Annotated in this window: 23 protein-coding genes; 7 read left to right on the top strand and 16 right to left on the bottom strand. The window is 54.5% G+C overall.

Annotation, left to right across the window (positions count from 1 at the left end):
- Positions 1 to 322 precede the first annotated feature (322 nt).
- Genes VAE57_RS09260 through VAE57_RS09250 form a run of 3 tightly spaced genes read right to left on the bottom strand, consistent with a single transcriptional unit; the run spans position 323 to position 2,825 of the window.
- Entirely contained in the window at positions 323 to 997 is a 675-nt protein-coding gene (locus VAE57_RS09260) for a M23 family metallopeptidase (protein ID WP_322821600.1), read from the bottom strand.
- 56 nt (positions 998 to 1,053) lie between these two features.
- Positions 1,054 to 2,322: a glucosaminidase domain-containing protein gene (locus tag VAE57_RS09255; RefSeq protein WP_322821599.1), complete on the bottom strand. Its 1,269-nt coding sequence runs from the start codon at positions 2,320 to 2,322 to the stop codon at positions 1,054 to 1,056.
- Positions 2,319 to 2,825, bottom strand: coding sequence for a hypothetical protein (locus VAE57_RS09250; protein ID WP_322821598.1), 507 nt, complete (start codon positions 2,823 to 2,825; stop codon positions 2,319 to 2,321). Before VAE57_RS09250 ends, VAE57_RS09255 begins: the two co-directional genes overlap by 4 nt.
- Before the next feature lie 369 nt (positions 2,826 to 3,194).
- Here VAE57_RS09250 and VAE57_RS09245 point away from each other — a divergent pair, with 369 nt between their 5' ends.
- The 4 genes from VAE57_RS09245 (at position 3,195) to VAE57_RS09230 (ending at position 9,881) form a co-directional block, all read left to right on the top strand.
- A complete protein-coding gene (locus tag VAE57_RS09245) occupies positions 3,195 to 4,811 on the top strand; it encodes an ATP-binding protein (protein ID WP_322821597.1) in 1,617 nt (538 codons plus the stop codon).
- Between the two features lie 1,461 nt (positions 4,812 to 6,272).
- Positions 6,273 to 6,992, top strand: coding sequence for a succinate dehydrogenase cytochrome b subunit (locus VAE57_RS09240; protein ID WP_322821596.1), 720 nt, complete (start codon positions 6,273 to 6,275; stop codon positions 6,990 to 6,992).
- A 38-nt stretch (positions 6,993 to 7,030) separates the two neighbouring features.
- A complete protein-coding gene (locus VAE57_RS09235) occupies positions 7,031 to 9,004 on the top strand; it encodes a fumarate reductase/succinate dehydrogenase flavoprotein subunit (protein ID WP_322821595.1) in 1,974 nt (657 codons plus the stop codon).
- Positions 9,005 to 9,098: 94 nt separating this feature from the next.
- A complete protein-coding gene (locus VAE57_RS09230) occupies positions 9,099 to 9,881 on the top strand; it encodes a succinate dehydrogenase/fumarate reductase iron-sulfur subunit (protein ID WP_322821594.1) in 783 nt (260 codons plus the stop codon).
- Between the two features lie 447 nt (positions 9,882 to 10,328).
- On the opposite strand, the gene VAE57_RS09225 is transcribed toward VAE57_RS09230, so the two are convergent.
- Positions 10,329 to 11,426, bottom strand: a complete 1,098-nt coding sequence (locus VAE57_RS09225; RefSeq protein ID WP_322821593.1) for a site-specific DNA-methyltransferase — start codon at positions 11,424 to 11,426, stop codon at positions 10,329 to 10,331.
- A gap of 46 nt (positions 11,427 to 11,472) precedes the next feature.
- On the bottom strand, positions 11,473 to 12,639 hold the full coding sequence (locus VAE57_RS09220; RefSeq protein ID WP_322821592.1) for a glycosyltransferase family 1 protein: 1,167 nt from the start codon (positions 12,637 to 12,639) through the stop codon (positions 11,473 to 11,475).
- A 237-nt stretch (positions 12,640 to 12,876) separates the two neighbouring features.
- On the opposite strand from VAE57_RS09220, the gene VAE57_RS09215 reads away from it, so the two are divergent.
- Positions 12,877 to 13,998, top strand: coding sequence for a trans-sulfuration enzyme family protein (locus VAE57_RS09215; protein WP_322821591.1), 1,122 nt, complete (start codon positions 12,877 to 12,879; stop codon positions 13,996 to 13,998).
- Between the two features lie 3 nt (positions 13,999 to 14,001).
- Here the strand turns inward: VAE57_RS09215 and VAE57_RS09210 are convergent, their stop codons facing one another.
- Entirely contained in the window at positions 14,002 to 14,562 is a 561-nt protein-coding gene (locus VAE57_RS09210) for an HD domain-containing protein (RefSeq protein ID WP_322821590.1), read from the bottom strand.
- A gap of 695 nt (positions 14,563 to 15,257) precedes the next feature.
- Here VAE57_RS09210 and VAE57_RS09205 point away from each other — a divergent pair.
- Entirely contained in the window at positions 15,258 to 16,379 is a 1,122-nt protein-coding gene (locus VAE57_RS09205; protein WP_322821589.1) for an AAA family ATPase, read from the top strand.
- Between the two features lie 22 nt (positions 16,380 to 16,401).
- On the top strand, positions 16,402 to 17,019 hold the full coding sequence (locus VAE57_RS09200) for a DUF4276 family protein (protein ID WP_322821588.1): 618 nt from the start codon (positions 16,402 to 16,404) through the stop codon (positions 17,017 to 17,019).
- A gap of 312 nt (positions 17,020 to 17,331) precedes the next feature.
- On the opposite strand, the gene VAE57_RS09195 is transcribed toward VAE57_RS09200, so the two are convergent.
- From VAE57_RS09195 to VAE57_RS09150, 10 genes are all read right to left on the bottom strand, one after another.
- Positions 17,332 to 17,961 (bottom strand): response regulator, encoded by a 630-nt coding sequence (locus tag VAE57_RS09195; protein ID WP_322821587.1) that lies wholly within the window; start codon positions 17,959 to 17,961, stop codon positions 17,332 to 17,334.
- A 97-nt stretch (positions 17,962 to 18,058) separates the two neighbouring features.
- Positions 18,059 to 18,895, bottom strand: a complete 837-nt coding sequence (gene mutM / locus VAE57_RS09190; protein WP_322821586.1) for a bifunctional DNA-formamidopyrimidine glycosylase/DNA-(apurinic or apyrimidinic site) lyase — start codon at positions 18,893 to 18,895, stop codon at positions 18,059 to 18,061.
- Positions 18,896 to 18,905: 10 nt separating this feature from the next.
- Entirely contained in the window at positions 18,906 to 19,319 is a 414-nt protein-coding gene (locus VAE57_RS09185; protein WP_322821585.1) for a molybdenum cofactor biosynthesis protein MoaE, read from the bottom strand.
- Between the two features lie 3 nt (positions 19,320 to 19,322).
- Positions 19,323 to 19,577 carry a molybdopterin converting factor subunit 1 gene (gene moaD, locus VAE57_RS09180; protein WP_322821584.1) on the bottom strand — a complete coding sequence of 85 codons (255 nt, stop codon included), beginning with the start codon at positions 19,575 to 19,577 and terminating at the stop codon, positions 19,323 to 19,325.
- A 14-nt stretch (positions 19,578 to 19,591) separates the two neighbouring features.
- On the bottom strand, positions 19,592 to 20,362 hold the full coding sequence (locus VAE57_RS09175) for a glucose 1-dehydrogenase (RefSeq protein ID WP_322821583.1): 771 nt from the start codon (positions 20,360 to 20,362) through the stop codon (positions 19,592 to 19,594).
- A gap of 3 nt (positions 20,363 to 20,365) precedes the next feature.
- Positions 20,366 to 20,836 carry a hypothetical protein gene (locus tag VAE57_RS09170; protein WP_322821582.1) on the bottom strand — a complete coding sequence of 157 codons (471 nt, stop codon included), beginning with the start codon at positions 20,834 to 20,836 and terminating at the stop codon, positions 20,366 to 20,368.
- On the bottom strand, positions 20,833 to 21,648 hold the full coding sequence (locus VAE57_RS09165) for an FAD-binding domain-containing protein (RefSeq protein ID WP_322821581.1): 816 nt from the start codon (positions 21,646 to 21,648) through the stop codon (positions 20,833 to 20,835). Before VAE57_RS09165 ends, VAE57_RS09170 begins: the two co-directional genes overlap by 4 nt.
- Before the next feature lie 208 nt (positions 21,649 to 21,856).
- Complete coding sequence (locus VAE57_RS09160) at positions 21,857 to 23,866, bottom strand: anti-sigma factor (protein WP_322821580.1); 2,010 nt, start codon at positions 23,864 to 23,866, stop codon at positions 21,857 to 21,859.
- Positions 23,856 to 24,065: a hypothetical protein gene (locus VAE57_RS09155; protein WP_322821579.1), complete on the bottom strand. Its 210-nt coding sequence runs from the start codon at positions 24,063 to 24,065 to the stop codon at positions 23,856 to 23,858. Before VAE57_RS09155 ends, VAE57_RS09160 begins: the two co-directional genes overlap by 11 nt.
- A gap of 26 nt (positions 24,066 to 24,091) precedes the next feature.
- On the bottom strand, positions 24,092 to 25,066 hold the full coding sequence (locus VAE57_RS09150) for a MoxR family ATPase (RefSeq protein ID WP_322821578.1): 975 nt from the start codon (positions 25,064 to 25,066) through the stop codon (positions 24,092 to 24,094).
- Positions 25,067 to 25,116 lie beyond the last annotated feature (50 nt).

Below are 25,116 nucleotides of genomic sequence, written 5' to 3'. Positions count from 1 at the left end.
GATTGACTGCCAGAATGAACAGCATAACACTATGCGCAATACCGTGTGACGTACCTGTATTTATGAACAATGTGGGGGTGGCAGCCAGTTCCTGTAGACGCGCTCTTTCACGCACGACTCAAGGTAGCAACTCAGGTTATGCCTATCCTCTGTGTCCTCCGTACCTCTGTGGTGACAAACGTAGCAACCCGGGTTGTACCATCAACAGCTCAGTTACAGCGAGAAGGATCACCAGGTTCGCAACCCTAGAAACGGCGCTGAACAAAGCCAGGTTGCCATCTTGTCATTACCTGCGCGAGAGCCGTTTTGAAACCGGTTCTCATCAACGGCCAGAGGCTGCAAAGACGTTGTAATCGAGGGGGTTCTGATTGACCCACTGTCCATCACGCCAGACCCAGACCTGGTAGTCAAGGTGTGGTCCACTCGACATACCGGTCGAGCCAATGTATCCGATCACATCACCGGGATTGACCCATTGCCCATCACTGACAGCAAAGCCTGACAGGTGAGCATAACCGGTGCGATAGAGTTCGTTAGTCACCCAAACATGGTTGCCGGCGGGCCAGCTATTCGATGTGATCTTGACCCGACCGGCATGGGTGGCGTAGACCGGCTGATTCCAGGTACCTTCTGGATCGGCTATTCCATCACCATTGTCATCGATAGCCAGATCAATCGCCCCCCAAACCTCTGCCGGCGCATGGGTGCCGACACCATAACCTTGCGTCATAACAGTATTGGCAACACCGAGCGGATTTCCGGTGGGCAAAAGCGAGTCGTTGAGTCCCCGTCCCTGCGGCTCGGCTACGCCGATCAGTCCTTGTTGGGACAACACATCAGTGCTACCGGCAACGCTCGCTGCCAGGGCTTCACTCGCATTTACCGGACCGCGCCAGCCACTGAGCACCGGCTGGTTAGATCGACTCATCGTATTAAAGGCAGCAAATGCCAGGAGTACGATGGCAACAAAGGCACCGATAGGAAAAGAGATTCGCATAGTGTATTTCTACCGCAGATGTTGGATAAACGTGAACCTGTTTAGTTATCGATTACTCATGGAATATTGCCGGTGCGCCACTGATCGACCAGCCGCGTAACGACATTGATGTATCCCTGAACATCATTCTCTATCGACGGTGCGTAAATCGGGATGACTTCAGCAACTGTCTGAAGCCCGCGACCACGAATATATTCCACATCGATCAGGCGATACCAGTCGGCAATACCGGCTTCCCAGTTGGGGTAATCACGAAACCGACCATAACAGGTCGGATAGCCGGCACAGATAATATTGCCGACATTGTGGGTTGTGCTGCCATCTGGCTTAAAGCCGGCCCAGTTCGGGTTGGTACCAGCACCGCTTTCATGAATGAAGAAGGCAAGGGCATAGGCTGGATCAATGTTATATTCCAAACCAAGGCGGTACCAGATTTCACCGGTACCGGTCGCCGGCGAACCGTAACTTTGCAAGATACGATCAATCTGTGCCGGCGACAGGCTAGGTGCAGTTCGCAGCCGATAATCGCCGGGCGCAGGCCCTGTTACGGCTGCTGAGGCAATACTGGCGGCTACTGAACCGTTATTCACCCTTGTGTACTGAAAGCTCAAAAATGGCGATGCCACTGCCATTCCAAACCACAACCCGATCACCACAATACTTGTAACGGCAATTGCCAGCAGTACGAGCGGCTGATTAAACCAATCGGCAATCGTTAGTGGTTCAGGCTGACGGTATGTAGGTGGTGGTAAGGGTAACTCGTCGGTAAGCTCTGCCGGTACCGGTACGAACGCTGTTTGCCGCTCAAAGCGGGGCACGTGACTGACGACGGTTGTCACTGGTGCTCGCTCTGGTTCTGGTAATTGAGCCTCCAATGGTCGATTGCGTCTGGCGCTAACGGGAACAGCCTGCCCGGTTGACAACGACGCCGGTTCTGGTCTCGTTGTTCTGGAATGAAACGTCGCTAATGGTCTACCCGTCGTACTGCCAGATTGTGCCGGAGGAGGTAGTTTTTGGCCTGCAATTGGTTGAGCGTTCCGGGCCGGCTCAGGGGTATGCCGGTAGCTTTGATGAAGCGGAGGCGCTGATCGAGCTGATTGTCGGGCACGCTCATAAGCAGCCCGTACCTCAGCAGGAATCCGCAACCCCTGCGGTTCGACCGGCGTATGCAACACAGGTGATTGATCGGCCAGTGCCGCATCAAGATCGGCAGTGAGATCGGCTAGCGGTTGCGTCGGCGCCTGCACGATCTCCGGATCCTCAATTGGAAAGAGAGGCTGACCCAACCGCCGTGGCCCTCTCTTGCGATTGGAGAACGTGCTCACTTGCTCCGCTCCTGTGCCAGTCGATGCCACTCTTCTGGCGTTGGTAAACGAAATGCGCCATCACGGTTAAGATAAACCAGTTGTTCTTGATGGATTGTCACTACCAGATCGGCCAACCCATCGCTGTCGGCATCTTCTAATGATAATACCACAGGCGTCAGATCTTCGCGTAACCCAAACAAGTATGGGCCTTGCCAGGTCTGCACCTGGCTCGTGTCCCCACCCGGAATAACCATGATCACAATTTGCCGATCAAGATTGAGCGCCATAAACCGCGAAGGATGGCCGGAGCGTTCGGCGGGTAATCCGGCATAGCCGGTCAGATGGGTGGTGCGTGGCCTCCCATAGCGCCAATCGTCAACGATAGTGCGACCAACATCGGTGATAGTTCCAACCAGAATGATAAGCGCACCTATCACTAATGCGATTACTGCCCCCTGCATCATACGGCCTATTTTGAAGGCCCGTTGCACCGGTTGTAGTTCACGACTGGTAGACGCCATGCCAGCCCTCCTCTGCGAGCTTTACAATGCCACACCCAATCAATCAGGAATAAATCCTTTCACGTATTTTCCCTCACCGGTCGACGATCTGCCGGGTGTTGCCGCCAGGCCATATGGTGTTGGTGTGATATTCAACACTGTATCGAACAAGTGTTCTAATTCTACCAAAGATCGGCACCGTCGTCAAGCTCTCTTTTCTCATTGTGATGATGAAAATCGTTCAACAAAATATGTTACTGGTAGTACGATGGTTCGCTATCGGCATTACAATGAAAACAGTGACACATGCCGGTAGAGTTGCCGGGCTGCCGTTCCCCCACAGGCAACGGTTACGATGAACGTTCTCCCTGATGACAAAGAAGAGGCGCTATGCGTTATTTACTCGATCAACGTTCTTACGACGAAATGTTAGCGCGGAAGAGCCATCCGCGTGATTGTTATGTGCGCAATCAGGAGTATTGTCATCACCTCTACATCGATGGTGTCAAATACACCGTCGCTCGCGCCGTATATGCCTGTCTGAAAGAGGCGCAGGCAAAGAACGATGTTGACGCACTGCTCCACCTTCAGATGCACGTTACCGATCTTGAGCGGTTGATCGGTGAGGCACGTGCCCGTGGTGAAAACGTGGCGACGCTCCGCATGCTGGGCGATCCGCCCCCTACCGAAGATGAAGCGCGTCCGCAGCTCAATCATTCGTTTTTGCCCGAACAGCCAACAACGCCAGCGGAGACCGGTCTCAACCGTACATTCCTTACCGAGCAGTTTTTACGTATTCTCTATAACAAAGGGCGAGCAACCGGGATGGAGCTGGCTGAAGCGATGGGACTATTCTACCGGGTGATTGAGCAGATCATCATCGATCTACGGAATGTCGAACAGATTGACATTGTCGGTCAACGTGGTTTCGGCGATATTAACTACGAGTATGTACTGACGCCACGTGGACAGACGGCGGCGCAGGCTGCGATGGAAAAAGTTCAGTATACCGGTGTCTGCCCTGTACCGCTTGAACGCTGGATTGAGTCGGTCAAAGCGCAGACAGTAAAGAACGTAAAGGTGACACGCCGGAATATCCGCGATGCATTCGAGGGTCTGGTGATTGATGAGTCCATTCTGAATATGGTTGGACCGGCGGTCAATTCCGGTTCATCGGTGATGCTCTTCGGGTATCCCGGCAATGGCAAAACCACGATTGCCGAGCGTATTACCTATCTGATGGGTGACGACATCTTTATCCCGTATGCGGTATACGCCGATGGCGCTATTATCAAAATGTACGATTCGGTTATTCACGAGCCGCCTCGTAATCCACTCCCAGAGGATGTCGAATACGACCGGCGCTGGGTTCGGATCAGTCGACCCGTGGTCATCGTTGGCGGTGAGCTAACTCTCGAACAACTCAATCTGATCTACAATCCGACCTCGAAGGTCTATGAGGCACCGTTTCAAATGAAAGCCAACTGTGGCATCTTTTTGATCGACGACTTTGGCCGGCAGCAGGTGCGCGTGTTCGATCTGCTCAATCGCTGGATCGTGCCCCTCGAAAAGCGCTATGACTTTCTCAATACGGTGTCAGGGCAAAAGATCCAGATTCCGTTCGATCAGCTCATTATGTTCAGTACAAACCTCGATCCTAAAGACCTGGGTGACGATGCTTTGCTTCGTCGTATCAAGTTCAAGATCGAAATTATCGATCCGACCGAAGAGCAGTGGCGGGAAATCTGGAAGATTATGTGTCGGGTACGCAAAGTTCCCTACGATGATCGCAGCATCGATTATCTGATCGCCAAGTGGTTTCGCCCTGATCAGCGGCCGTTTCGGATGTGTCAGCCGCGCGATATTCTCGACCAATTAATCGCAATTGCCCGTTACAACATGGAGACCCCAACCCTTAGCCCCGATTTGCTTGATGCCGCCTGCCTCTCCTACTTCCCCAGCAAGGAAAAGAAGAACTTTGGCGCTAAGGTGCGGTTGGATCTCTAAACGAACGTATTATCTGGTTCTGATCGGCCGGTTGGCAATGCGAGGATGACCGGTGACCATTGAAGTCCACATCTATCATCGTAGCATTCCGTAGGGGTAGACCTTGGGCCTGCCTTTTTGCGTAAGGAATGTCTAATGGCATAGACAACCCAGGCTGCCACCTTAATTTGTCCTATACAAATATGCTCTCGATGCTTCTGTGGTACAACGATCACCACAGAGAGACGGAGGATGTTCAGAACTTATTTCATAAAAAGCTGCGCTATCATGCTATCAGACTGTCGCATAGGCGCATGAACGCTTGCCAATCACCAAAGATCGTTTTTCATGCTTCTGTCTTGTTGGCAGAGCGCAGCTCCGGTCGTGCCATCACGCCCTGGATTGGTTGCCTTTGCCAGTCGTCATGCGCGTGGTACGCGGTGTGGAGTGCAGCAGCATGGCTGCCGCAGCAGCCGTACCCACGATCCGGTGTGTGTCATACCGTTGACCATGCTGATCACGGGGATGCCGGATGTGCTCGTTACGATCATAGAGTCGGTCAAGAATGGGACAACTCCTGGCAGACGTTTTTTGAAACAGGTTCTATTATAAAATCTGGTTTGATAGAAATTATCACACGTGATCACACCATCACACCGGCGGCGACCCGATTGCAGAGACGAAGAACGGTATGTTCGCTGCACAAACCGGCATGAATACCGCTACAACCTGCACGTGATCGTAAGTAGGGGCGGGTTCAGAACCCGCCCCCATAGACGTTGCCTGTACCTGTTCAGATCGCCTTACCACATGACACGAGTAGCCCTATTTGGCAACAGTATCACCTCCGAAACGTAATCCCAACCCAGGTTGCTATCTATATTGTGGGCTGTCCACAGAGACTGACTGCCAGAAATAGCGCGACGTTGCACGCCACACCGTGTGGTGTAACCGCATAAACGATGTGAGAAGCGGTCAGTTCTATGGATACATTTCGTCACGTTTTGTGGTAGCAACCCAGGTCATACCCATCCTCTGTGTCTCTGTGGTTACAAAGGTAGCAACTGGTGTGTCTCTGTGGTTACAAAGGTGGCAACTGGGGTTATGATAGCCTGCCCCTGATGCCAGTATAATTCCGTAGCATGCCTAACATCATCGACCACCCATAACCGATTGCGCCAGATGTGCACCTTTTTACAGACTTTTTTGCTATTGATTCAAGATCGGATCGTTCTTTGCTCTTCTCATTCTCGCAGGGCTGATGGCTGTTTATGGCTTCAACAAGCCTCGTACCTTTCTTCACAAGAAGTGATCGGATTGTTGCAAGCGGTAGACAATTGATCGCAATTCCGTTATAATTCTGTAGCGGTAAGATACTTTGTAGGATAAATCACGGATGTTTTCCTGCTACTGCCGGCCAGAGCCGGCAGTCAATTATCGTCTGTATCTTGCGCAGAGCTTGGTTTCGGGAAGGATGGAACGATGACAGGAGTGCTCACCATCACCCGCACGTCGGTCGGCAAGAAAGTCATTATGGCACTGACCGGCTTCGTTCTCGTTGGCTTTGTCGTTTTTCACATGTACGGTAATTTGAAGATGTATCAAGGCCCTGAAGTGTACAACGCTTATGCGGCCGGTCTGCGCGAACTTGGCTATCCCGTTTTCGGCCACGAGCATTTACTCTGGATAGCGCGCTTTGTTTTGCTGGCCTCGGTATTTTTACATATTTGGGCCGCAACCAGCCTGACCCTCCAGAGCCGGCGCAGTTTGCAGGCGAGCAGTATTTCAACGGTACACCGTTATGGGCAGCACAAGCGCCAATCAGGGTATGCCGACTACACGATGCGGTTTGGCGGGGTGCTGATCTTTTTCTTCATTATCTATCACATCCTGCATCTGACCTTCGGCGTCGTCGGTTATCAACCCGGCCAATTCATGCATCCCCACGGTGATGTGTACGAAACCTACAATAATGTCGTGTATGGCTTTCAAAATCCACTGATTGTTGGCTTTTATCTCTTGACGATGGTCTTCCTGGCCCTTCATCTCTACCACGGTGTCTGGAGTATGTTTCAGACCCTTGGCTGGAACAACCGCACCTATGATCGGTTATTGCGCGGTCTGGCTATTGTTATCGCAGCAGCCGTTTTCATTGGCAATATCTCATTCCCGTTGGCGGTCTACTTCGGCTTTGTCGCGTAGATGCTCCCGACCAACGCTAGAAGAGCGAGGAAATTCGCATGAGCGAGACGAAGAACGAGACGACTGTTCGTACCGGGACGCGGCAGGTTGAATATGTCAGTGTTCTTGACTCCAAAGTCCCGACTGGACCGATTGAGCAGCGCTGGGATAAACATCGCTTTGAGATGAAGCTGGTCAATCCGGCTAACCGTCGAAAATACACGATTATTGTGGTCGGTTCTGGACTGGCCGGAGCCTCGGCAGCCGCTACGCTGGGTGAAGCCGGGTACAACGTGCTTTGCTTCTGCTATCAAGATAGTCCGCGTCGTGCGCACAGCATTGCTGCTCAGGGTGGTATCAACGCAGCTAAGAATTACCGCAACGACGGCGATAGCATTTATCGCCTCTTCTACGATACCGTGAAAGGTGGCGATTTCCGGGCACGTGAGAGTAATGTCTACCGCCTGGCCCAGGTCTCCGTCAATATTATTGACCAGTGCGTGGCCCAGGGTGTGCCGTTTGCCCGTGAGTACGGTGGCTTGCTTGATAACCGCTCGTTCGGTGGTGCCCAGGTGGCACGCACATTCTACGCCCGTGGTCAGACCGGCCAGCAGTTGCTACTCGGCGCCTACCAGGCCCTGAGCCGCCAGATCGCAGCCGGTACCGTGAAGATGTTCCCCCGTACTGAAATGCTTGATCTGGTGGTGGTTGACGGGCGAGCGCGTGGAATCATTACCCGCGATATGGTGACCGGCAAGATCACGCGCTACGCTGCTGATGCGGTTGTGCTGGCAACCGGTGGCTACGGCAATGTCTTCTATCTGAGCACAAACGCTAAAGGGTGTAACGCCACAGCGATCTGGCGCGCTCATCGCCGGGGCGCATTCTTCGGTAATCCCTGCTTTACCCAGATTCACCCAACCTGTATTCCGGTCAGCGGTGAATACCAGAGCAAGCTGACCCTGATGTCAGAGTCGTTGCGTAACGACGGACGGATTTGGGTACCGAAGAAGAAGGGAGATACCCGCCGCCCACAAGACATTCCTGAGTCAGAGCGCGATTACTATCTCGAAGAGCGCTATCCTAGCTTCGGTAATCTGGTGCCGCGCGATATTGCCTCTCGTGCTGCCAAGCAGGTGTGTGATGAGGGGCGCGGTGTTGGCCCTGGCGGTCTGGGTGTCTATCTCGACTTCGCCGATGCGATTAAGCGCCTGGGCCGCCAGAAGATTGCCGAACGCTACGGTAATCTCTTCGATATGTACAAGCAGATTACCGGCGAAGACCCGTATGAGACCCCAATGCGAATTTATCCCGCCGTCCACTATACGATGGGTGGACTGTGGGTTGACTACAACCTCCAGAGCACGATCCCTGGCCTGTTCGTGATCGGAGAGGCGAACTTCTCGGATCACGGTGCTAATCGATTGGGTGCATCGGCGCTGATGCAGGGTCTGGCCGACGGCTACTTCATTCTGCCTTACACCATCGCCAATTTCCTGGCCCAGGTTAAGCCTGGTGGCATCAGCATCGACCGTCCCGAGTTCGCTGAGGCCGAAGCCGAGATCAACCAGCGTATTCAACGCCTGCTCAGCATTCGCGGCAAGCGAACCGTCGATTCGTTCCACCGCGAGTTGGGCAAGCTGATGTGGGACAAGTGCGGTATGGCACGCAATGCGGCTGGCCTGCGCGAGGCGTTGCAGCGCATCCCTGAGATTCGCGCCGAGTTCTGGGAGAATGTGAATGTGCCCGGTGAGGCCAACGATCTCAATCAGGCGCTGGAAAAGGCCGGACGGGTGGCCGATTTCCTCGAACTGGCCGAGCTGGTGTGTCTGGATGCTCTGCACCGTGAAGAGTCGTGTGGCGGCCACTTCCGCGAAGAATACCAGACACCCGACGGCGAAGCACTGCGCAACGACGAGCAGTTCTCGTATGTGGCTGCGTGGGAGTTTACCGGCGATCTGGCGAAACCTCGCCTGCACAAAGAGCCGCTCGTCTTCGAGTACGTCAAGCCGACCCAGCGCAGTTATAAGTGATCCGGTTGGATGCTGACGATTTCGTACAGGTTCCCGTTGCTATCAGTTTAACTGCTGCCGGTTGACGTCATCAATCGGTGGCCGGAGATAGAGTATGAAGATCACGCTGAAGATCTGGCGGCAGAAGAATCGCAATACTCCCGGCGAGTTCAAGACGTATGTCATGGATAATGTCAACCCCGATATGTCGTTCCTCGAGATGCTGGATGTGCTTAACGAGGATCTTATGTCGCGGGGTGAAGAACCGGTAGCGTTCGATCACGATTGCCGGGAAGGTATCTGTGGCATGTGCTCCCTGATGATTAATGGCGTTGCCCACGGCCCCAAGAACGCCATTACCACCTGTCAGTTGCACATGCGCAGTTTCAAAGATGGTGATACCATTACGGTCGAACCCTGGCGTGCATCGGCATTCCCGATCCTGAAAGACCTGGTGGTTGACCGAAGTGCATTTGATCGGATCATTCAGGCTGGCGGGTACATCAGCGTTAGCACTGGCTCTGCACCCGACGCCAATACCATTCCGGTATCGAAAGTAGCTGCTGACCGGGCGATGGACGCCGCAGCCTGCATTGGCTGTGGTGCCTGTGTGGCCGCCTGCCCGAATGGTTCGGCGATGCTGTTTACGGCAGCAAAGGTTACCCACCTGGCGCTGCTGCCCCAAGGCCAGCCAGAACGGTATCAGCGAGTTGTCAATATGGTGGCACAGGCTGATTTCGAGGGTTTCGGCAATTGCACGAACATCGGTGAGTGTGCCGCGGTCTGCCCCAAGGAGATCAGCCTCGATACTATTGCACAACTCAACCGCGATCTGGTGATGGCAGCGCTTCGCGGTATTGAGCCGAATACACCAATCGCACCGGCGACGACTCGTTAGTCTGTTCGTTATCCGCAGTGCCTGCGTAATCCCTCTTCCACCGGTGTGGAAGAGGGATTTCTGTAGCGCCAGTAATCTCAAATCTACTGCATCTGAACGATGCACTGTCAGACGCCAGCGCCAGGTAGGGGGACACGGCATGCCGTGCCCCTACTGACCAAAACTCATCGATGGGCCTCAGGCACACCTGGATGATGTCCATTGTTGAGCAACATGGGGAAACCACCGCACTCCCGCACCTGATCGTAATCGCGGCTGGTGCGGCAGCGTGGCCGCCGCACTTCACACCACGCGCCACGGGCAACTCTTCTGACAAGGGATGTTCTCACTGTGTGTGGAGTCAAAACGCTGGTTCGACGCATCCGCGCACAGTCGTAGTGTCGGGATAATCGTTGAGTCGCGTGTCACGAACACTATTACCCAGCGTTGATACAACCATCACCTCGATCACAAATGCTCCGCCCGATACCGTTCGCGTAGTTCGTCAATGCTGATCAGGGAACCATCAGCCACCTCAACAAACCAGTACTCCCAACCATTAAACGCCGGTTTGTTCTGTGCCCTGGCAGCGATAGCGTGAATTGACCCGCTGACCCCGTTCCACTCCACATGGCCATCGGCCTTGACCGTAGCGATAACGCTACGGTCACGATTCGAGAGTCGCTGACCAACCGCGATATAGCCAGCCGCGATGAGTTGACCAAATGCCACTCGCGGCGCATCCCGTTTTGAAGGGGTGGTCAAGAGCTGGTGATCGACCGCGACCGGCGTGATGGCAGCCAGCCGGTCGCGGGCAATCGCAACATACGTCGGATCTTGTTCGATCCCCAGATAGTGCCGGTGTAGCCGTTTGGCAACTGCGCCGGTGGTACCGGAACCGAAGAATGGATCGAGCACGACATCACCCGGTTGTGATGAAGCAAGGATGACCCGGTACAACAGGGCTTCTGGTTTTTGGGTGGCATGTGCTTTACGGCCATCAATTTTGATTCGTTCGGCACCAGTGCAGAGCGGGATATGCCAGACATTCTGCATCTGTTTATCATCATTCAGATGTTTCATCGCCTGATAATTGAACGTATAGGTCTTCTGATCAACCGATTTTTTTGCCCAAATGAGGGTCTCGGTCGCGTTTTGAAAGCGGGCACCGCGAAAATTGGGCATTGGATTCACTTTATGCCAGATCACATCGTTCAAAATCCAGAATCCGAGGTCCATCATGATGGTACCTACCCGAAAAATATTGTGATAGGTACCGATTACCCAGATGGTGCCGCTGTCTTTGAGAATACGCCGACACTCGCGCAACCAGGCACGGGTGAAGGCATCATAGGCCGTCAAATCAGGAAACTTATCCCATGCATCATCTACCCCTTCGACAAGGGTCTGATTTGGTCGCCGTAGTTCGTTACGCAGTTGCAGGTTATAGGGTGGATCGGCAAAGATGAGATCAACAGAGTGATCTGGAAGTTTTGGCAAAATATCCAGACAATTTCCACAAATGATCTGATCGATTGGAAGCTGTGTGTATCGTTTGGTATCCATATCTATTAATCAACAGAGTCATGCTGTGAGCAGATGTCACCGATTGTTACCGATGGCGAACAACCGGTGCTGCTTTCGCTACTTGTTCGAGAACGTTGAGTGTTATCGTAGCAGTATGCCGATATGAAAAACTGGCAGCCTGGGCCAGTCCTCGTGTGCGCAGATCGGAGCGTAGCGCCTCATCGCTCAAGAGACGATTGATTGCGGCTGCCCAACCGGCTATATCATCGGGTGCGATGCGGAGTGCCGCGGCTCCAACAACTTCCGGCAATGAACTGGCGTCGCTCACAATCACTGGTGCACCACACGCCATTGCTTCCAGGGGGGGCAAGCCAAACCCTTCGTACCGCGATGGATAGGTAAAGATGGTGCATGCCTGATAGAGCAGGGGGCCGTCGTCAACCGGAACGTCAATACGACGGACAGCCTTCGTCAGATCGAGGTCGCGGATCAATTGATCAATATCGGGAAAGAGGCGGGGATCGCGTCCCAACGCTCTCCCGGCAATCGCCAGAGTACAGTGGGGATGCCGGCCATGTACAAGCGCAAACGCACGTAACAACGTTCCCAGATTTTTTCGTTCATCAAGCCCACCGACGTAGTAGATGAAGGGCGGTTGCACACCATAACGGGCAGCAACCAGGGCCTGAGCGGCCTGTACATCGGCGGCTGGACGGTATTGATCACCGGCAGCCAGGTAGCTCACCGTAACCCGGTCAGGTGGGATGGCCAGGTAATTCAAAATCGTACTCCGGCTGAATGCCGAGAAGGTTAATACGTGCGCACTGCGCAGGGCTGCACGCCGAACTAATGCCATATAGGCCCGTACAGCCCAACTTCCCCGATAGGCCGGCAAAAGCAACGGTATCAGATCGCCGATAGTCGTGACAACAGGTTGGCGTGCGCGTAGTGGTGGGGCAAAGTAGGGCACAAAGATCACCGTCGGTTCGCCGTTGCGAGCCAGACGTTGGGTGATGACAGGAATGGCAATCTGTTCAAAGATGACTTTTGCAATCTGGCGTGGGCCGCCTATCTTGACAGTGATCCCCTCAACACCAACCGGAAGTGCAGGAGTTTTGATACCAGCCGGTACTACCATCAGGTAACGATGTTGCGGTGCCAGACGATGCAACCAGGGCAGTAAGTGATGCAGATACTGGCCGATGCCTACGGTCGGCTGGAACCAAAAGCTGCCGTTGATCACGATCTGCACAGCGAACTCCTCAATAATTCGCAAAGGCCGGGGAATTGGTGTTACGCGGTTTATAGCTCTAATAATAGCTATTGTTGGAGCGATTGTTACAACATTGTACCGCAATTCGCAATTCCGTCAATCGATTGACTGGTCAATTGACACTCTTCGTCGTCAATGTGATAATCGCCTGCACAACCGTAGTCTCTTGGGCATGGCCTTCTCTTACAAGAGCAGCCTCTGAACGTAAGGTGTAGTATGGCACAACATTCTCAGCATCTCAAACCAGAGTCATGGCTGGTAGCAGCCGGACGCACGATTGAAGCCGGTGCGCCGCTCAATGTTCCGCCAATCCCGGCATCCAATTTTCTTATCGGTCAAGGGCGTTCATATGCCCGGAATGATGCAACGCCAACCTGGGAAGCCCTCGAAGAGATTGTTGGCGGTCTTGAAGGCGGGCGGGCAGTAGCATTTGCGTCGGGTATGGCGGCAATTGCCGCCGTGTTTGATCAATTACCCGCCGGTGCCCAGGTTGTGTTACCGGACGATTGTTACCAGGGTGTGACCGGGCTGGCAATGGCAGGGGCAGCGCGTGGACGTTGGTCGGTGCGGCGGTTGGCGCTTACCGATACCGAAAGCTGGCAGCAAGCCTGTGCCGTGGCCGATCTGGTCTGGCTTGAGTCGCCTTCAAATCCATTGCTCGTCGTTGCCGATCTGCCGGCGATCTGTGCTGCGCCGCGCAAACCCGCTGCCATCGTCGCAGTAGACAATACCTTCGCCACCTCATTAAATCAGCAGCCGCTCGCGTTTGGGGCAACCCTCTCCATCCAATCGGCCACCAAGTTTATCGGCGGACATTCCGACTTGCTCGCAGGTGTGGTAACGACTCGCGATGAACAACTCTGGCACGATTTGCGACGGTCGCGTGAATTGACCGGAGCCACCCCCGGCACCATCGAGGCATTTCTGGCGGCGCGTGGTGCGCGCACGCTGGCATTGCGGTTGGAACGGGCGCAGCACAATGCGATGGAGCTGGCCCAACGGTTGTCCCGCCACCCGCTGGTTATATGTGTCCGTTATCCGGGTTTGCCAACGCATCCAACCCATGCCATTGCCCGTCGGGTATTGAAGGGGTTCGGTACTATTATCTCGTTCGATCTGCGCGGTGATGCTGCATTTGCCGATGCAGTCTGCCGCAACGTCCGCCTGATCCGCCATGCGACCAGCCTGGGAGCTGTTGAGTCAACCATGGAGCGACGGGCTGCGATTGCAGGGCAAGAGCACCTGCCGTCTACGCTGCTGCGGCTAAGCGTTGGGATTGAAGATGTTGATGATCTCTGGGCCGATCTCGACGAAGCGATCCGACAGGCTGCCCGGTGAGGCTCAACCGGACAATCGGCTGCGTTCGGTGCGTAAATGTGCGGCCAACGCAGCAACTGGCGGAAACTCCGTTGCCCACTCATCATCGAGCGGCCAGAACGAGTCAAGACCGCGGACACCACTGCGTTCGTAGGCCAGCGCCTGAGCCATCAGCTCAAGCCGATCAACCGCTTTGACCAACCGGGCTTCCCGTGAAGTACCGTCAACATACTCATCCCACAGCGTGAGATACTCATCACTGCGGGCCAGATGACCGATCAACGTCGCCAGGCCATCCCGTTCGGCCTGGCGCTTCGCCTCTTTGCCAAGCAGTCGGGTGGCCGATGCTGGCAAATCGCTCAACAGCGACTCGGCCAGGTCGTGCAACAAGGCAATTGCCAGCAATCGCCCGCGATCAATGTCGGCAATCTGATCCCCGATCAGCAGACAGAGAACTGCCACGCCAAACGAGTGTTCGGCAACACTTTCGACATCACGTACTCCACGTTGCAACCAACCGGTGCGTGGCAGCAATTTGAGCGCCAGGAGATGCGGGATAAGTGAACTTAACGCAGGTGATTCCATGTGATTCTTTCCAGAAATATCTGATACATGCATGGGATTGCCAATCGTGTATAGGTAACAACAATGACTAAGTCAAATCCGGTTCAAGAAACGTCATCACTCATACCGAGAGCAACCTGAGCGTGAACGTGGAGAACGACGTTTCTGCCACGCACGCAGTATCACACGCCAGCGTGAATACCGTTTCCAGACCAGGTTGTTCGTGATCCTTCATTTGGCGTGCGGCAGCAACGTTTCCACATTTGGCGTGCGCACCGGCAGGCGCGGGGCACAGCGTGTAATCGTACCGATACGTGGCCCTGGTGAAGGAGACGCCTGAGCATGGGCTGGAAGCCAGCTCCACCGGGCGCTGCTGACGCATTGCGGATAACGCCGCAACACGGCGTGCAGGGACTGGACTGACCAACGACGATTGTGCGCCTCGGCGATGATGCACAGTATGAGTCAAGATTTGATATACCACTGGTATACTCTGGTACAATACAGGGGTGAAGAACAATCTACTCTGATCAGTCTTTCCCTCGCGATCACGTATCAAATTTGAGCCTCGTATTATACAGAATAACACAATTGCTGAGGCGAGGGACGTTGTAAAGACATCGTAGCACTACTGAGGCGCTGAGAGAACCTTTGGGCGGGCAGGGTTGTGGTCATTTGCGGGTGCGGAGTGCCGGGAAATACATAAGGATGGGCACATGCAACTGGAAACCATCAAAGTTCAGGGATTCAAGTCGATCCGCGAACTGGAATTTTCGCTACGCCCCCTCAATATCTTGATCGGTGCGAATGGTTGCGGGAAATCAAACATCTTGGGCGTCTTTGCATTTCTCCGCGCAATCGTTGAACGCCATTTACAGATGTATGTTGCTCGGGCGGGAGGAGTAGATCGCATACTCCACTTCGGTCAAAAAAACACCGATTCATTACAGATTGAATTGTGGTTTACGAAGAATGATCCACGGTTCAGGGGAAATATCATCGCAAATGGATATCGCTGTGCATTGGTTCCAGCCATAGGAGATCGCTTCGTGTTTGCTGATGAACGTGCATTCTTTCATGACCGTCGCTACGATAAGCCCGTTGAAAAACTGTTGGGTTCCGGTCACGAAGAGAGTCTGTTACCGGCGAATTACGGTAGAGGTATCCCGGCGCATGTCTTCGAGGCAATGCAAAGCTGGATCGTGTATCACTTCCACGATACCGGTGATTCGGCTAGAGTGAAACAAACTGGCGATATTGACGATAACTATCGGTTACGTCAGGATGCATCGAATCTGGCCGCGTATCTGTACTATATACAGCAACAAGCGCCAGACCAGTATCGCAATATTGTCGATGTTATCCGCATGGTTGCCCCCTTTTTCGATGATTTTGTGCTCCGACCCAGTCCGTTTAACCCTAACAAAATAAAACTGGAATGGCGAGAGCGGGGCAGCGATACCTACTTTGATGCTTATGCTCTCTCTGACGGAACCCTACGCTTCATCTGTCTGGCAACGCTGCTCCTCCAACCGACACGGAAGTTGCCGGCCATCATCTTACTTGATGAACCGGAGATGGGGTTGCCTCCTTACGCTATACACGTACTGGCCGGATTACTGCGTAGTGTAGCCACGCAAACACAGGTTATCGTCGCCACCCAATCAGTAACGCTCGTTAATCAGTTTGAGCCGGAAGACATCGTTGTTGTTGAGCGACAGGATGGTCAGTCTGTCTGTAGACGCTTGACGACGGAAGAGGTTGAGCTGTGGCTCGACGATTACGGGCTGGGTGATTTGTGGGAAAAGAATATTCTTGGTGGCAGGCCAATACGTTGAAGGCCAGACTGAAGAGACTTTTGTGACAGAAATTCTGGCTGAACACTTTCAGCAGATCGGGATACATCCTGTTCCAATTCTAGCGAAGACGAAAAGAGAAAAATCAGGTCGCTCCTTCAGGGGTGGTATTACGTCATATGGGAAGGTAAAACAAGATATTCTAAACCTTCTCCGTAATCAGAACGTTACGGCTCTTACCACAATGATAGATTTCTATAATCTACCAGAAGATTTTCCAGGTAAGAGAACATTGCCTGTGGGTTCTCCATACCAGAAAGTAGAACATTTACAGCGGGCCTGGTATCAAGACATTAACGATAGACGATTTATTCCCTTCATTACCTTACACGAATTCGAGGCGCTATTATTTACTGATCCAGCAGAGATAAAGGCTGTGTTTTCCGATCTTCGTCTACAACGTCTACGACGTCTGGTGCAGGAAGTAGCAAGATTTAACAGCCCGGAAGAGATAAATGATGGTCCAGACACGCATCCGGCAGCACGTATAGAATCGTATGTAAAATCATATCAAAAACCAGTGCATGGCCCGTTAATTGCAAAGCGAATAGGTTTACAACAAATTCGTCGAGCCTGTACTCATTTTAATAATTGGATTATAGCACTGGAGAGACTCGCGTAGTAGGAATAAAACCTCGCTATCTATGTCTTATCCACCACAACACATTTAAGAGAAAATTATGTTTCTCATAACACAAACCAAGATTCAACTCTTCTCAATACTGACATCGTATCAGAATTAAATCAATTTTCCTTTGTTAATCACATACCATGCAATTACACTATATCAAAATACACAATCTATACGGAACTCACACGCAACAGATGCAACTCATAGCACCATAACCAACTCAAAGGGTTGCAGGAAGTGACATAGCGATCACAAACAGCATGATGTCACTTCAACCCAATAGCGACAAGCAGGTTTAACCCCTCACTCAACACTCCCCTCGTGCGGTGCAAAAAGGCGGTTCGTGCGCAGTGTAGCGAGGGTCTGGGCTGCTTCTTCGGCCATGCGCACGATCCGATCCAGGCTGACCCGGAGGGCCGGATCAGATATCTCTTCGCGTACCAGTTGCGCTTCTCCCATGATCACTGTTAAGGTCTGGCTGATATGATGAGCGGCGCTGCGCACGGTCAGGTACGCTTCATCCACCTCGCTGCGTAATTCTTCATAGTTGCGGACTTGCTGCCGAAGCTGATCGTAGCTAACCGCACGACGGAGCGTGTAACGGAGGGTTTCGTGATTGATCGGTTTGGTCAGGTAGTCGAAGGCACCGAGTCCCAGGGCTTCAAGCGCCGCTTTCGGTGAGTCGTTCGCAGTCGTGACAATAATGAGTGGTCGATCTGGTTCCAGATTTAACCAGTTGAGAATATCAAACCCACTACCATCGGGTAAGCCGAGATCGAGCAGAATGATTCTTGGCCGACGCGAGAGGATTGCCAGACGAGCTTCGGCAATGTTGCGTGCAGTATCAACGGCATAACCATCACGCCGCAGCATTGTGGTGAGAGTAAGTTGCAGGATTTGATCGTCTTCCACCAGGAGGATTGGTTCTTGCACCGGATTACCCCATCATGTAAGTGGCAGCCGCCGGCCACAGGAAAGCCGGCCCTTGTAATTCTTAAACCAATTTTCAACCCATGAGTATTGTACACACTTATGCCGGTTGTTGCATGGTGTTCTGACAGGTCGGACAGAAATAGGTGCTACGCTGGGTCACAACAATCCGTTCAATCGTGCTCTGACAGCGTGGACACGGCTCACCGGCTCGGTCGTAGACATTAAAATGCTCTTGCTGTGTACCCTGTCGGCCATAACCGTCACGGTAGTTGCGCAACGAACTGCCCTGATTGGCGATGGCTTCCTGCAGCACGTGCTGGATGGCACGATGCAGTTCGTCGATCTGTTCCGGCGTGAGCATTGTACCTGGGGTCAGTGGATGAATGCGGGCCAGCCAGAGCGCTTCATTGGCGTAGATGTTGCCAATGCCGGCGATCAGATGTTGATCGAGCAGCAGGGCTTTGATCGGTGCCCGTCGGCTGTGCAGGCGCTCGGCTAATGCAGAGGGGGTAAAATCAGCGGCGAGCGGTTCCGGGCCATGGACGGCATCTAGAGCTGCCAGACCTTGCCGGTCGAGCAGGTGGACGCGGCCAAACTTCCGCTGATCGTTGAAGATGAGCCGCCGCCCGTTGTCGAGATCGAGGGCAAAATGGACATGTCGTGCCTCAGATGTCTCCGGATCGGCAACCAGCAATTGTCCCGACATTCGCAGATGAATGGCCAGCGTCCACTCGCCATCGAGCGACAGCAGCAGCCACTTTGCTCGCCGCCCAATCGCCTCGATGCGCCGTCCGGCAATCAGTGCAGCAAATTCATCAGGCGACGGCGTCAGCATTTTTGGCCAGTCAAGTTTGGCCAGCCCGGTAATTGTACGTCCCCGAAGCTGCGGAGCAAGGGAGCGGGCAACGGTTTCGACTTCAGGAAGTTCCGGCATAGCCTGTTACCTACTCACGCCATTCGGCTTCACCATCGGCCCAATGCTCCTGTTTCCAGATGGGCGCAATCTCTTTGATCCGATCCATGATGTAAGCTGCAGCAGCGAAGGCTGCGTCACGATGGGGAGCCGCTACAACAACCAGTACTGCTGTCTCGCCAATCTCTAGCCGACCGACCCGGTGGTGGACGCAAACCCGCCCAATCGGCCAGCGCACTCGCGCCTCGTCGGCAATCTGACGTAAAACCGGCACGGCCATCTCGGTGTAGGCTTCGTACACCAGAAATGCCGTAGGCCGCCCACCAAATTGGTTACGGACTACACCACTGAAGGTGACAACAGCCCCATCATCAGGCGTCTGAACTGCCGCTACCAGTGGTGCTGGATCAAGCGGTTCTGTGGTAATGACAAACGGTTCGACCATACATCAACTCCGTCCGCCACTTACCGGCGGGATAAAGGCGACCTCATCACCGTTGGTTAACACAGTCGTCGGTTGGGCAAACTGTTGATTCACAGCAAAGAGCAGGCGTCCGGTATAACCGGCCAGTCGGGGGTATTCAGCAGTTAGTTGTTCCCACAATTGACCAAGGGTTGTTCCTTCGGCCAGGGTATAGCTGGCCTCACTACGTCCGACAATATCGCGGTGTCCGGCGAAGAAGCGTACAGTAACCGTAATCATCAGCCTCCTCCTGATTAGAGCCGGGCTTCCCAGCCACCATCTGCGGTAATGACGGCACCGGTGAGATAACCGGCAGTTGAACTGAGCAGGCAAAGGATGACACTGGCCACCTCTTCTGGGGTGCCCAGGCGCCCAAGTGGTACCCGCCGCGCAAAGCTGCGTAACGCTTCATCGGGACGTTGGGCGTTCAGCAAGGCGGCATTGGCACGGAGCAATGAGGTATCAATCATGCCGGGACAAACGCAATTCACCCGTATCCCATCGGCAGCGCCATCGAGTGCCATTGCCCGGGTGAGTGCAATAACCCCACCTTTCGAGGCTGCGTAAGCGGCCCAACCGGCTTCGGCCCGTAACCCGTAGACCGAAGCAACATTGACGATGGCCCCACCACCGCGCCGGCGTAATTCGGGCATCACAAAGCGCGAAACCAGGAATACACCGGTCAGGTTCACAGCAATAATCTCTTGCCAGAGCTGAACGGTCGTGCTTTCAATTGTACCAGGTTGTTGAATCCCGGCGTTGTTCACCAACAGATCAATACCGCCGAACGTCAGCACAGTTTCATTTGCAATCCGGGCTGCATCGGCTTCATCACTGACATCGGCGATAACGGCCAGCGCCCGCCCGCCCCAGGCGTTGATACCGGAAACCAGTGCCGTTGTAGCCGCTTCATCACGGTCGGCAATCACCACTGCGGCCCCTTCGCGGGCCAGTGCGAGAGCGGTTGCGCGCCCGATCCCCTGCGCACCGCCGGTAACGATGGCTATTTTGCCTTGAAAGTTCATGGTTCACTCTTCCTCTGTGGCCGGCAATGATGGTGCTGTGTTCCCTGCCTGAAGTGCCTCGGCTGCCACCCGTCGCCAGAAGGCACTGAACCGGCGTGGTGGTTCGCCACGCCACGTAACGAATGCCGGTGGCTCGTAGATCATAACCTGTAACCCGCCGGCCTGCAATGCAGCCACATACTCACGAAACCGCGGCGCAACGCTGGCTGTAACGTGCACGGTCAGCGCCTGGTGTTCAGCAGCGAAGGCGCGTATTTCGTCAACCACAACACCGCGCCGGATACTGCCGACCCGTCCGGCAATCGCCTCTAACGCACATTCATACAGAAAAAAGAGCCGCTTGAAGCTCAGTTGCGCCCTGGACAGAAACGGTTCATCGAACACAAACACCGCCGGCGCAGTTGGGTTCGCGACCAGCGCCGGATCGGTTGGGCTGAGGCTATCGCCGTGAAGCCAGACAATCCCGCCGCTCATCGCCTTCCCTCCAGTTCGGCCAGTGTCACCCCGAACAGACGCCGGGCAAGATTTTCATAACTGTCATCGAACGGACAGCCCCCCTGCGCCAGCGGACAGCGCACACAGAAGGTGCCGGCGCTAAACCGTTCAACATTCTGCCGGTTGAAGATGTAGGGCTTATGGCTGAACGTACTGTTCACCCATTGCCACGACAGACTGTTCGAGGCCGGATCACCGTCAAGCAGATGACGGTAAAAGAGATCGGCACCCTCACGCCAGTCGCCCCCTAGCCAGTGAATGAGATACGCCGCGACCCACATGCGGGCGTGGTTGTGCATATAACCGACTGTGTACAGCTCGCGGAGCGATTCATCGATACAGACCAGACCGGTGCTCGCCGCAATCACGTCTGGTGGTAGACGACGCCGTGGCACACGAGCTTTGTGTTTTGCCGGCTCAATATCGTGGTGAATCCGGTCACCGAGATGGGCATACACAAGCTGCCAGAATGCCCGCCAGGCCAGCTCATTGACAAATTTTTCGGTGTCTGGAGTGATACCAAACCGGCCCAATATCGAATCGCGCACTTCGGCCAGGCTTAGCACCCCGTGGCGCAGGTATGGCGAGAGCATGGAAACGCCGCGTTGCACCACATCATTGCGAGTACGGGCATAGTGGCGAACGTTAAATGCTCGCAACCGACGGAGCGCCGCCCGCCGCCCGCCACGGATCGGCGACAGTTGGGCCGGACCTTGAAAAAGGCCGGCCAGCGCTTCCGCCAGATAAGCGGCCTGCTCTTCACGGGTTGTCAGATCGGTACGGAGTTGCATTGGTTTCAGCTCAACTGCTCTTATCGAGTATACCACAAGTTCAGATGACGGCAGATAAGCCGTGATGAGTCAAATCCCTTTGCACAGTATGTTCTCCTGAATGGCACCCTCACCCCAACGACATAGGGGACAAAAGCTGCACTCACTCCACAGGACACGTCCCATTCGCTGTTGAAGCAACGAAATACATTCGATTGTCAGGGCACCATTACCTCGACTGACCAGAGCGCGATTGACGAGTGATCAAATCGAGTCGGTTAATCCGTTGCAGCGAGCCAATCAGCGTGCGTAACTCATCAATAGTAAAACCGGACGCATCCAGTGCAAGTCGTACCCCGGCATTACGACGGGAATTATTTTCCTCAATCGCTACCTGATAACGTTGACCGCGCACTGGTTCGATGCGTACCCGCCAGGGGCCGATCACTTCCACCGGAACAGTCAGATCAATACCGGGCAATCGGTCGTAGGTCAGGATCAACCGACGGCCATTACCGGTGTACAGCACACCATTAATGGTCGAACCGCGCAATCGCAACAATAATTCGCGGTCGATCCCAGAGGGTACCACTGCTGGCAGTACGAAGGATTCGGGAAGCCGCTGAAGGTTCGTTGCGCCAATATCGATCACATTATTCTCGCGTACCAGTGGCCAGGCCGGATCGGCGATTGATTGAATTGCTAACCCCTCGGTTTCTGCTCTTCCATTCCAGACTCGCTCGAACGTGAACGCATCGCGGATCTGCTCACCGGTCACCAGCCAGTTAAACGCAACCAGCCGCCAGACCACACGGCTGGTCTGCGTGCCGCCGGACGGACCGACCAGCTCGGTAATACTTAGCACATGCCCATCTTGTTCGCTAATCGCCATCAAAACCAGTACCGAGTCGGCAGATTCTGCCGGCAGATCGAGTGGACTGACGCCGCGAAAGCTAACAATGGAAGCCAGGCGCTCACCGATACGTTGCTGGCCTAACAACCGTAGATCGGGAGCAGTGGACGCCTGCCGCAGATACGTCGGCACGATGGCCCATGGCCCGGTGGTGAGACGGGCCCGATAGGCCGCCTCTTGCTGTTCAGGCGTTAATGCACTCATGACCAGTTCCGGCTCGTTGGGATTGGCCCGTACCGGCAGATCTCCGTATAACGTCGGTGCATAAGCGCCATCGAGCGCATAGTAGAATCGCCGACTCCCATCACCGAGCTGAAATTCGTAAGGCGCACCACCTTCAACGTGACGCAGTTGCAAACGGTGACGGGCAGGATTATCGCGGTCGTGCCAGATTTCAGCAAAGAGCGGGGCAATGGTGCGATTGTTGAAATACCATAGGGTCTGATAACGAGCCTGCCAGACGGGGGGGCCTTCTGGTTCAGGGATACCACCGTGAGCCAGTGCCCGTTCGATCAGGGCAGTGGCACTAAGTGCGGGTTCAGCGGCACTCATCGTCACCACCGTAAAGGGATTGCGAATCAATCCCGGTAAAACGAGTACGGCAACAATGCTAATCAGTGCTACCAGTTGCAAAAGCGGTAACAGGCGGGCAAGCTGATGTTGCGGTGCCTGGGCCGTTTTCAACAGGTGGGCACGGACACTATCAGGTAGTGCAGTGGTGTTGCGATAATGACGAATCGCCGACATTAACGCCCGACTAACCGCCTGCCATTCACGTTCGAACTGTCGGCAGGAAGTACAGGCAGTCAAATGCCGACGGATCGTCTCGAAGATACGGAGGTGCTGGGTTGGGTCGATGAGAGCCTGGCGAATCAGCGAACACTCCCGGCTGCTCTCTTCGGCGGGGGGAGTCTGCCCAAGCGCCGGTGCCAATGCCTGCATCGCCTGAACAAGGGTTGTCATTGCGCTATCGGAAGGTATCCCCAGAATGGCAGCAAGCCGACCATGATCAATGCCAGGCAAACTATATGCCAGCACTGCCACCCGCTGATCAAGAGGTAAGGCCCGTAATGGACCGAGTAGCGGTGCTCCTGGTGGAGACGGCAATCGCCGCAGTGGCTGGCCGGTAAAACCGGCTCCCGCAACCTGATAGAGCCGGGCCAGCAGATCATCATCTCGCCAGGACGCAGGTGGATCGTTACGTACTGATTGTAACCACCGCTGAAGTAAGCGACGGGCCATTCGTTCATCGGGAGTCAATGCCAGTGCCCAACCATACAGCAGATCACCGCTGTTGATCACCCAGTGCGCCAGTTCAGTGCTCATCTTCAATCCGCGTCGATTGTGCTGCCACCTCATCGTCGGCAGCCAGTTGCTGTTGTAATCGCCACATCGTTCTCATCCGTGCCCGTTGCCACGCTGCACTCTTGGGGCCGGTTTCACGTAACAACACAATGCGCTGGAGAGCGAGGTGCAACGCAGCACGCCGATCGGCCTGAACGGTGCCTTCTTTCTGATCGTCCATTGCCGGACCCCCTCATTGCCGATGGCTCAACCGGCAGCCATCCGTTCAAAGCGCCGACCGGCCCGCGCCCCCGGCACCGGTACCGCAGCCAGGACCTCATCAATAATCGTCTGCGCTGTCACATTGCGTACTCGTGCTGCCGGACTGACAATCAGCCGATGGCTGAGCACCGGTTGGGCCAGGACCTTCACATCATCAGGAGTCACAAAATCCCGTCCGTTGAGCGCGGCCCAGGCCTGCGCAGCGCGATAGAGGGCAAGCGCACCGCGGGTACTGGCACCGAGGTACACATCACCGTGATCGCGGGTTGCAGTGGTCAGCGCCACGATATACTCGACGATCAGGTCATCCACATGAACCTGTTTGATCACCTCTTGCAGATGCAAGAGATCGTTCATATCAACCACTGTTGGCAACGTTTCGAGCGGATGGCCTTCACGTTGCCGCTTCAGAATCGCGATCTCGTCGATCCGGTCGGCATACCCCAGATGCACTCGCAACAGAAAGCGGTCGAGTTGGGCTTCCGGGAGAGGAAACGTGCCCTCGTACTCGATTGGGTTTTGGGTAGCCAGCACGATGAACGGCTGCGGCAGAGCGTGTGTCACTCCATCAACCGTGATCTGGCGCTCCTCCATCGCCTCAAGCAACGCCGACTGCGTCTTCGGTGTTGCCCGGTTTATCTCATCGGCCAGCACAATCTGCGCCATAATCGGCCCAGGCCGAAATTCAAACTCACGGGTCTGCTGATTGAAAATCGAAACACCGGTAACATCACCCGGTAGCAGATCGGGTGTGCATTGAATACGTTTGAAGCTCGAACCAATCGAGCGTGCAATGCTCTTCGCCAGCATGGTCTTGCCGGTACCGGGAACATCCTCGATTAAGACGTGACCACGACAGAGCAGCGCGACCAGTACCAGCTCAACGATCCGCCGTTTTCCAACGATGACTTGTTCGACATTATTGACAATGCGTGCAGCAATACGCTGAACCTCTTCCACGGGCACCTCAATTCAGATGGCTATTTGTCGGATGCAAAAGCAGTATACCA

The organism is Chloroflexus sp., from assembly GCF_034434295.1.
In the GTDB taxonomy this organism is placed as follows: domain Bacteria; phylum Chloroflexota; class Chloroflexia; order Chloroflexales; family Chloroflexaceae; genus Chloroflexus.
Note: the sequence above shows the minus strand (reverse complement) of the source record. Positions and strands in the feature narration are given on the sequence as shown.

What these genes read in the sequence shown, in the direction of transcription:
- VAE57_RS09260 (WP_322821600.1), bottom strand. Translation starts at nt 997, where the DNA reads ATGCGAATCTCTTTTCCTATCGGTGCCTTTGTTGCCATCGTACTCCTG.
- VAE57_RS09250 (WP_322821598.1), bottom strand. Translation starts at nt 2,825, where the DNA reads ATGGCGTCTACCAGTCGTGAACTACAACCGGTGCAACGGGCCTTCAAA.
- VAE57_RS09245 (WP_322821597.1), top strand. Translation starts at nt 3,195, where the DNA reads ATGCGTTATTTACTCGATCAACGTTCTTACGACGAAATGTTAGCGCGG.
- VAE57_RS09240 (WP_322821596.1), top strand. Translation starts at nt 6,273, where the DNA reads ATGACAGGAGTGCTCACCATCACCCGCACGTCGGTCGGCAAGAAAGTC.
- VAE57_RS09235 (WP_322821595.1), top strand. Translation starts at nt 7,031, where the DNA reads ATGAGCGAGACGAAGAACGAGACGACTGTTCGTACCGGGACGCGGCAG.
- VAE57_RS09230 (WP_322821594.1), top strand. Translation starts at nt 9,099, where the DNA reads ATGAAGATCACGCTGAAGATCTGGCGGCAGAAGAATCGCAATACTCCC.
- VAE57_RS09225 (WP_322821593.1), bottom strand. Translation starts at nt 11,426, where the DNA reads ATGGATACCAAACGATACACACAGCTTCCAATCGATCAGATCATTTGT.
- VAE57_RS09215 (WP_322821591.1), top strand. Translation starts at nt 12,877, where the DNA reads ATGGCACAACATTCTCAGCATCTCAAACCAGAGTCATGGCTGGTAGCA.
- VAE57_RS09210 (WP_322821590.1), bottom strand. Translation starts at nt 14,562, where the DNA reads ATGGAATCACCTGCGTTAAGTTCACTTATCCCGCATCTCCTGGCGCTC.
- VAE57_RS09205 (WP_322821589.1), top strand. Translation starts at nt 15,258, where the DNA reads ATGCAACTGGAAACCATCAAAGTTCAGGGATTCAAGTCGATCCGCGAA.
- mutM (WP_322821586.1), bottom strand. Translation starts at nt 18,895, where the DNA reads ATGCCGGAACTTCCTGAAGTCGAAACCGTTGCCCGCTCCCTTGCTCCG.
- VAE57_RS09185 (WP_322821585.1), bottom strand. Translation starts at nt 19,319, where the DNA reads ATGGTCGAACCGTTTGTCATTACCACAGAACCGCTTGATCCAGCACCA.
- moaD (WP_322821584.1), bottom strand. Translation starts at nt 19,577, where the DNA reads ATGATTACGGTTACTGTACGCTTCTTCGCCGGACACCGCGATATTGTC.
- VAE57_RS09175 (WP_322821583.1), bottom strand. Translation starts at nt 20,362, where the DNA reads ATGAACTTTCAAGGCAAAATAGCCATCGTTACCGGCGGTGCGCAGGGG.
- VAE57_RS09170 (WP_322821582.1), bottom strand. Translation starts at nt 20,836, where the DNA reads ATGAGCGGCGGGATTGTCTGGCTTCACGGCGATAGCCTCAGCCCAACC.
- VAE57_RS09165 (WP_322821581.1), bottom strand. Translation starts at nt 21,648, where the DNA reads ATGCAACTCCGTACCGATCTGACAACCCGTGAAGAGCAGGCCGCTTAT.
- VAE57_RS09160 (WP_322821580.1), bottom strand. Translation starts at nt 23,866, where the DNA reads ATGAGCACTGAACTGGCGCACTGGGTGATCAACAGCGGTGATCTGCTG.
- VAE57_RS09155 (WP_322821579.1), bottom strand. Translation starts at nt 24,065, where the DNA reads ATGGACGATCAGAAAGAAGGCACCGTTCAGGCCGATCGGCGTGCTGCG.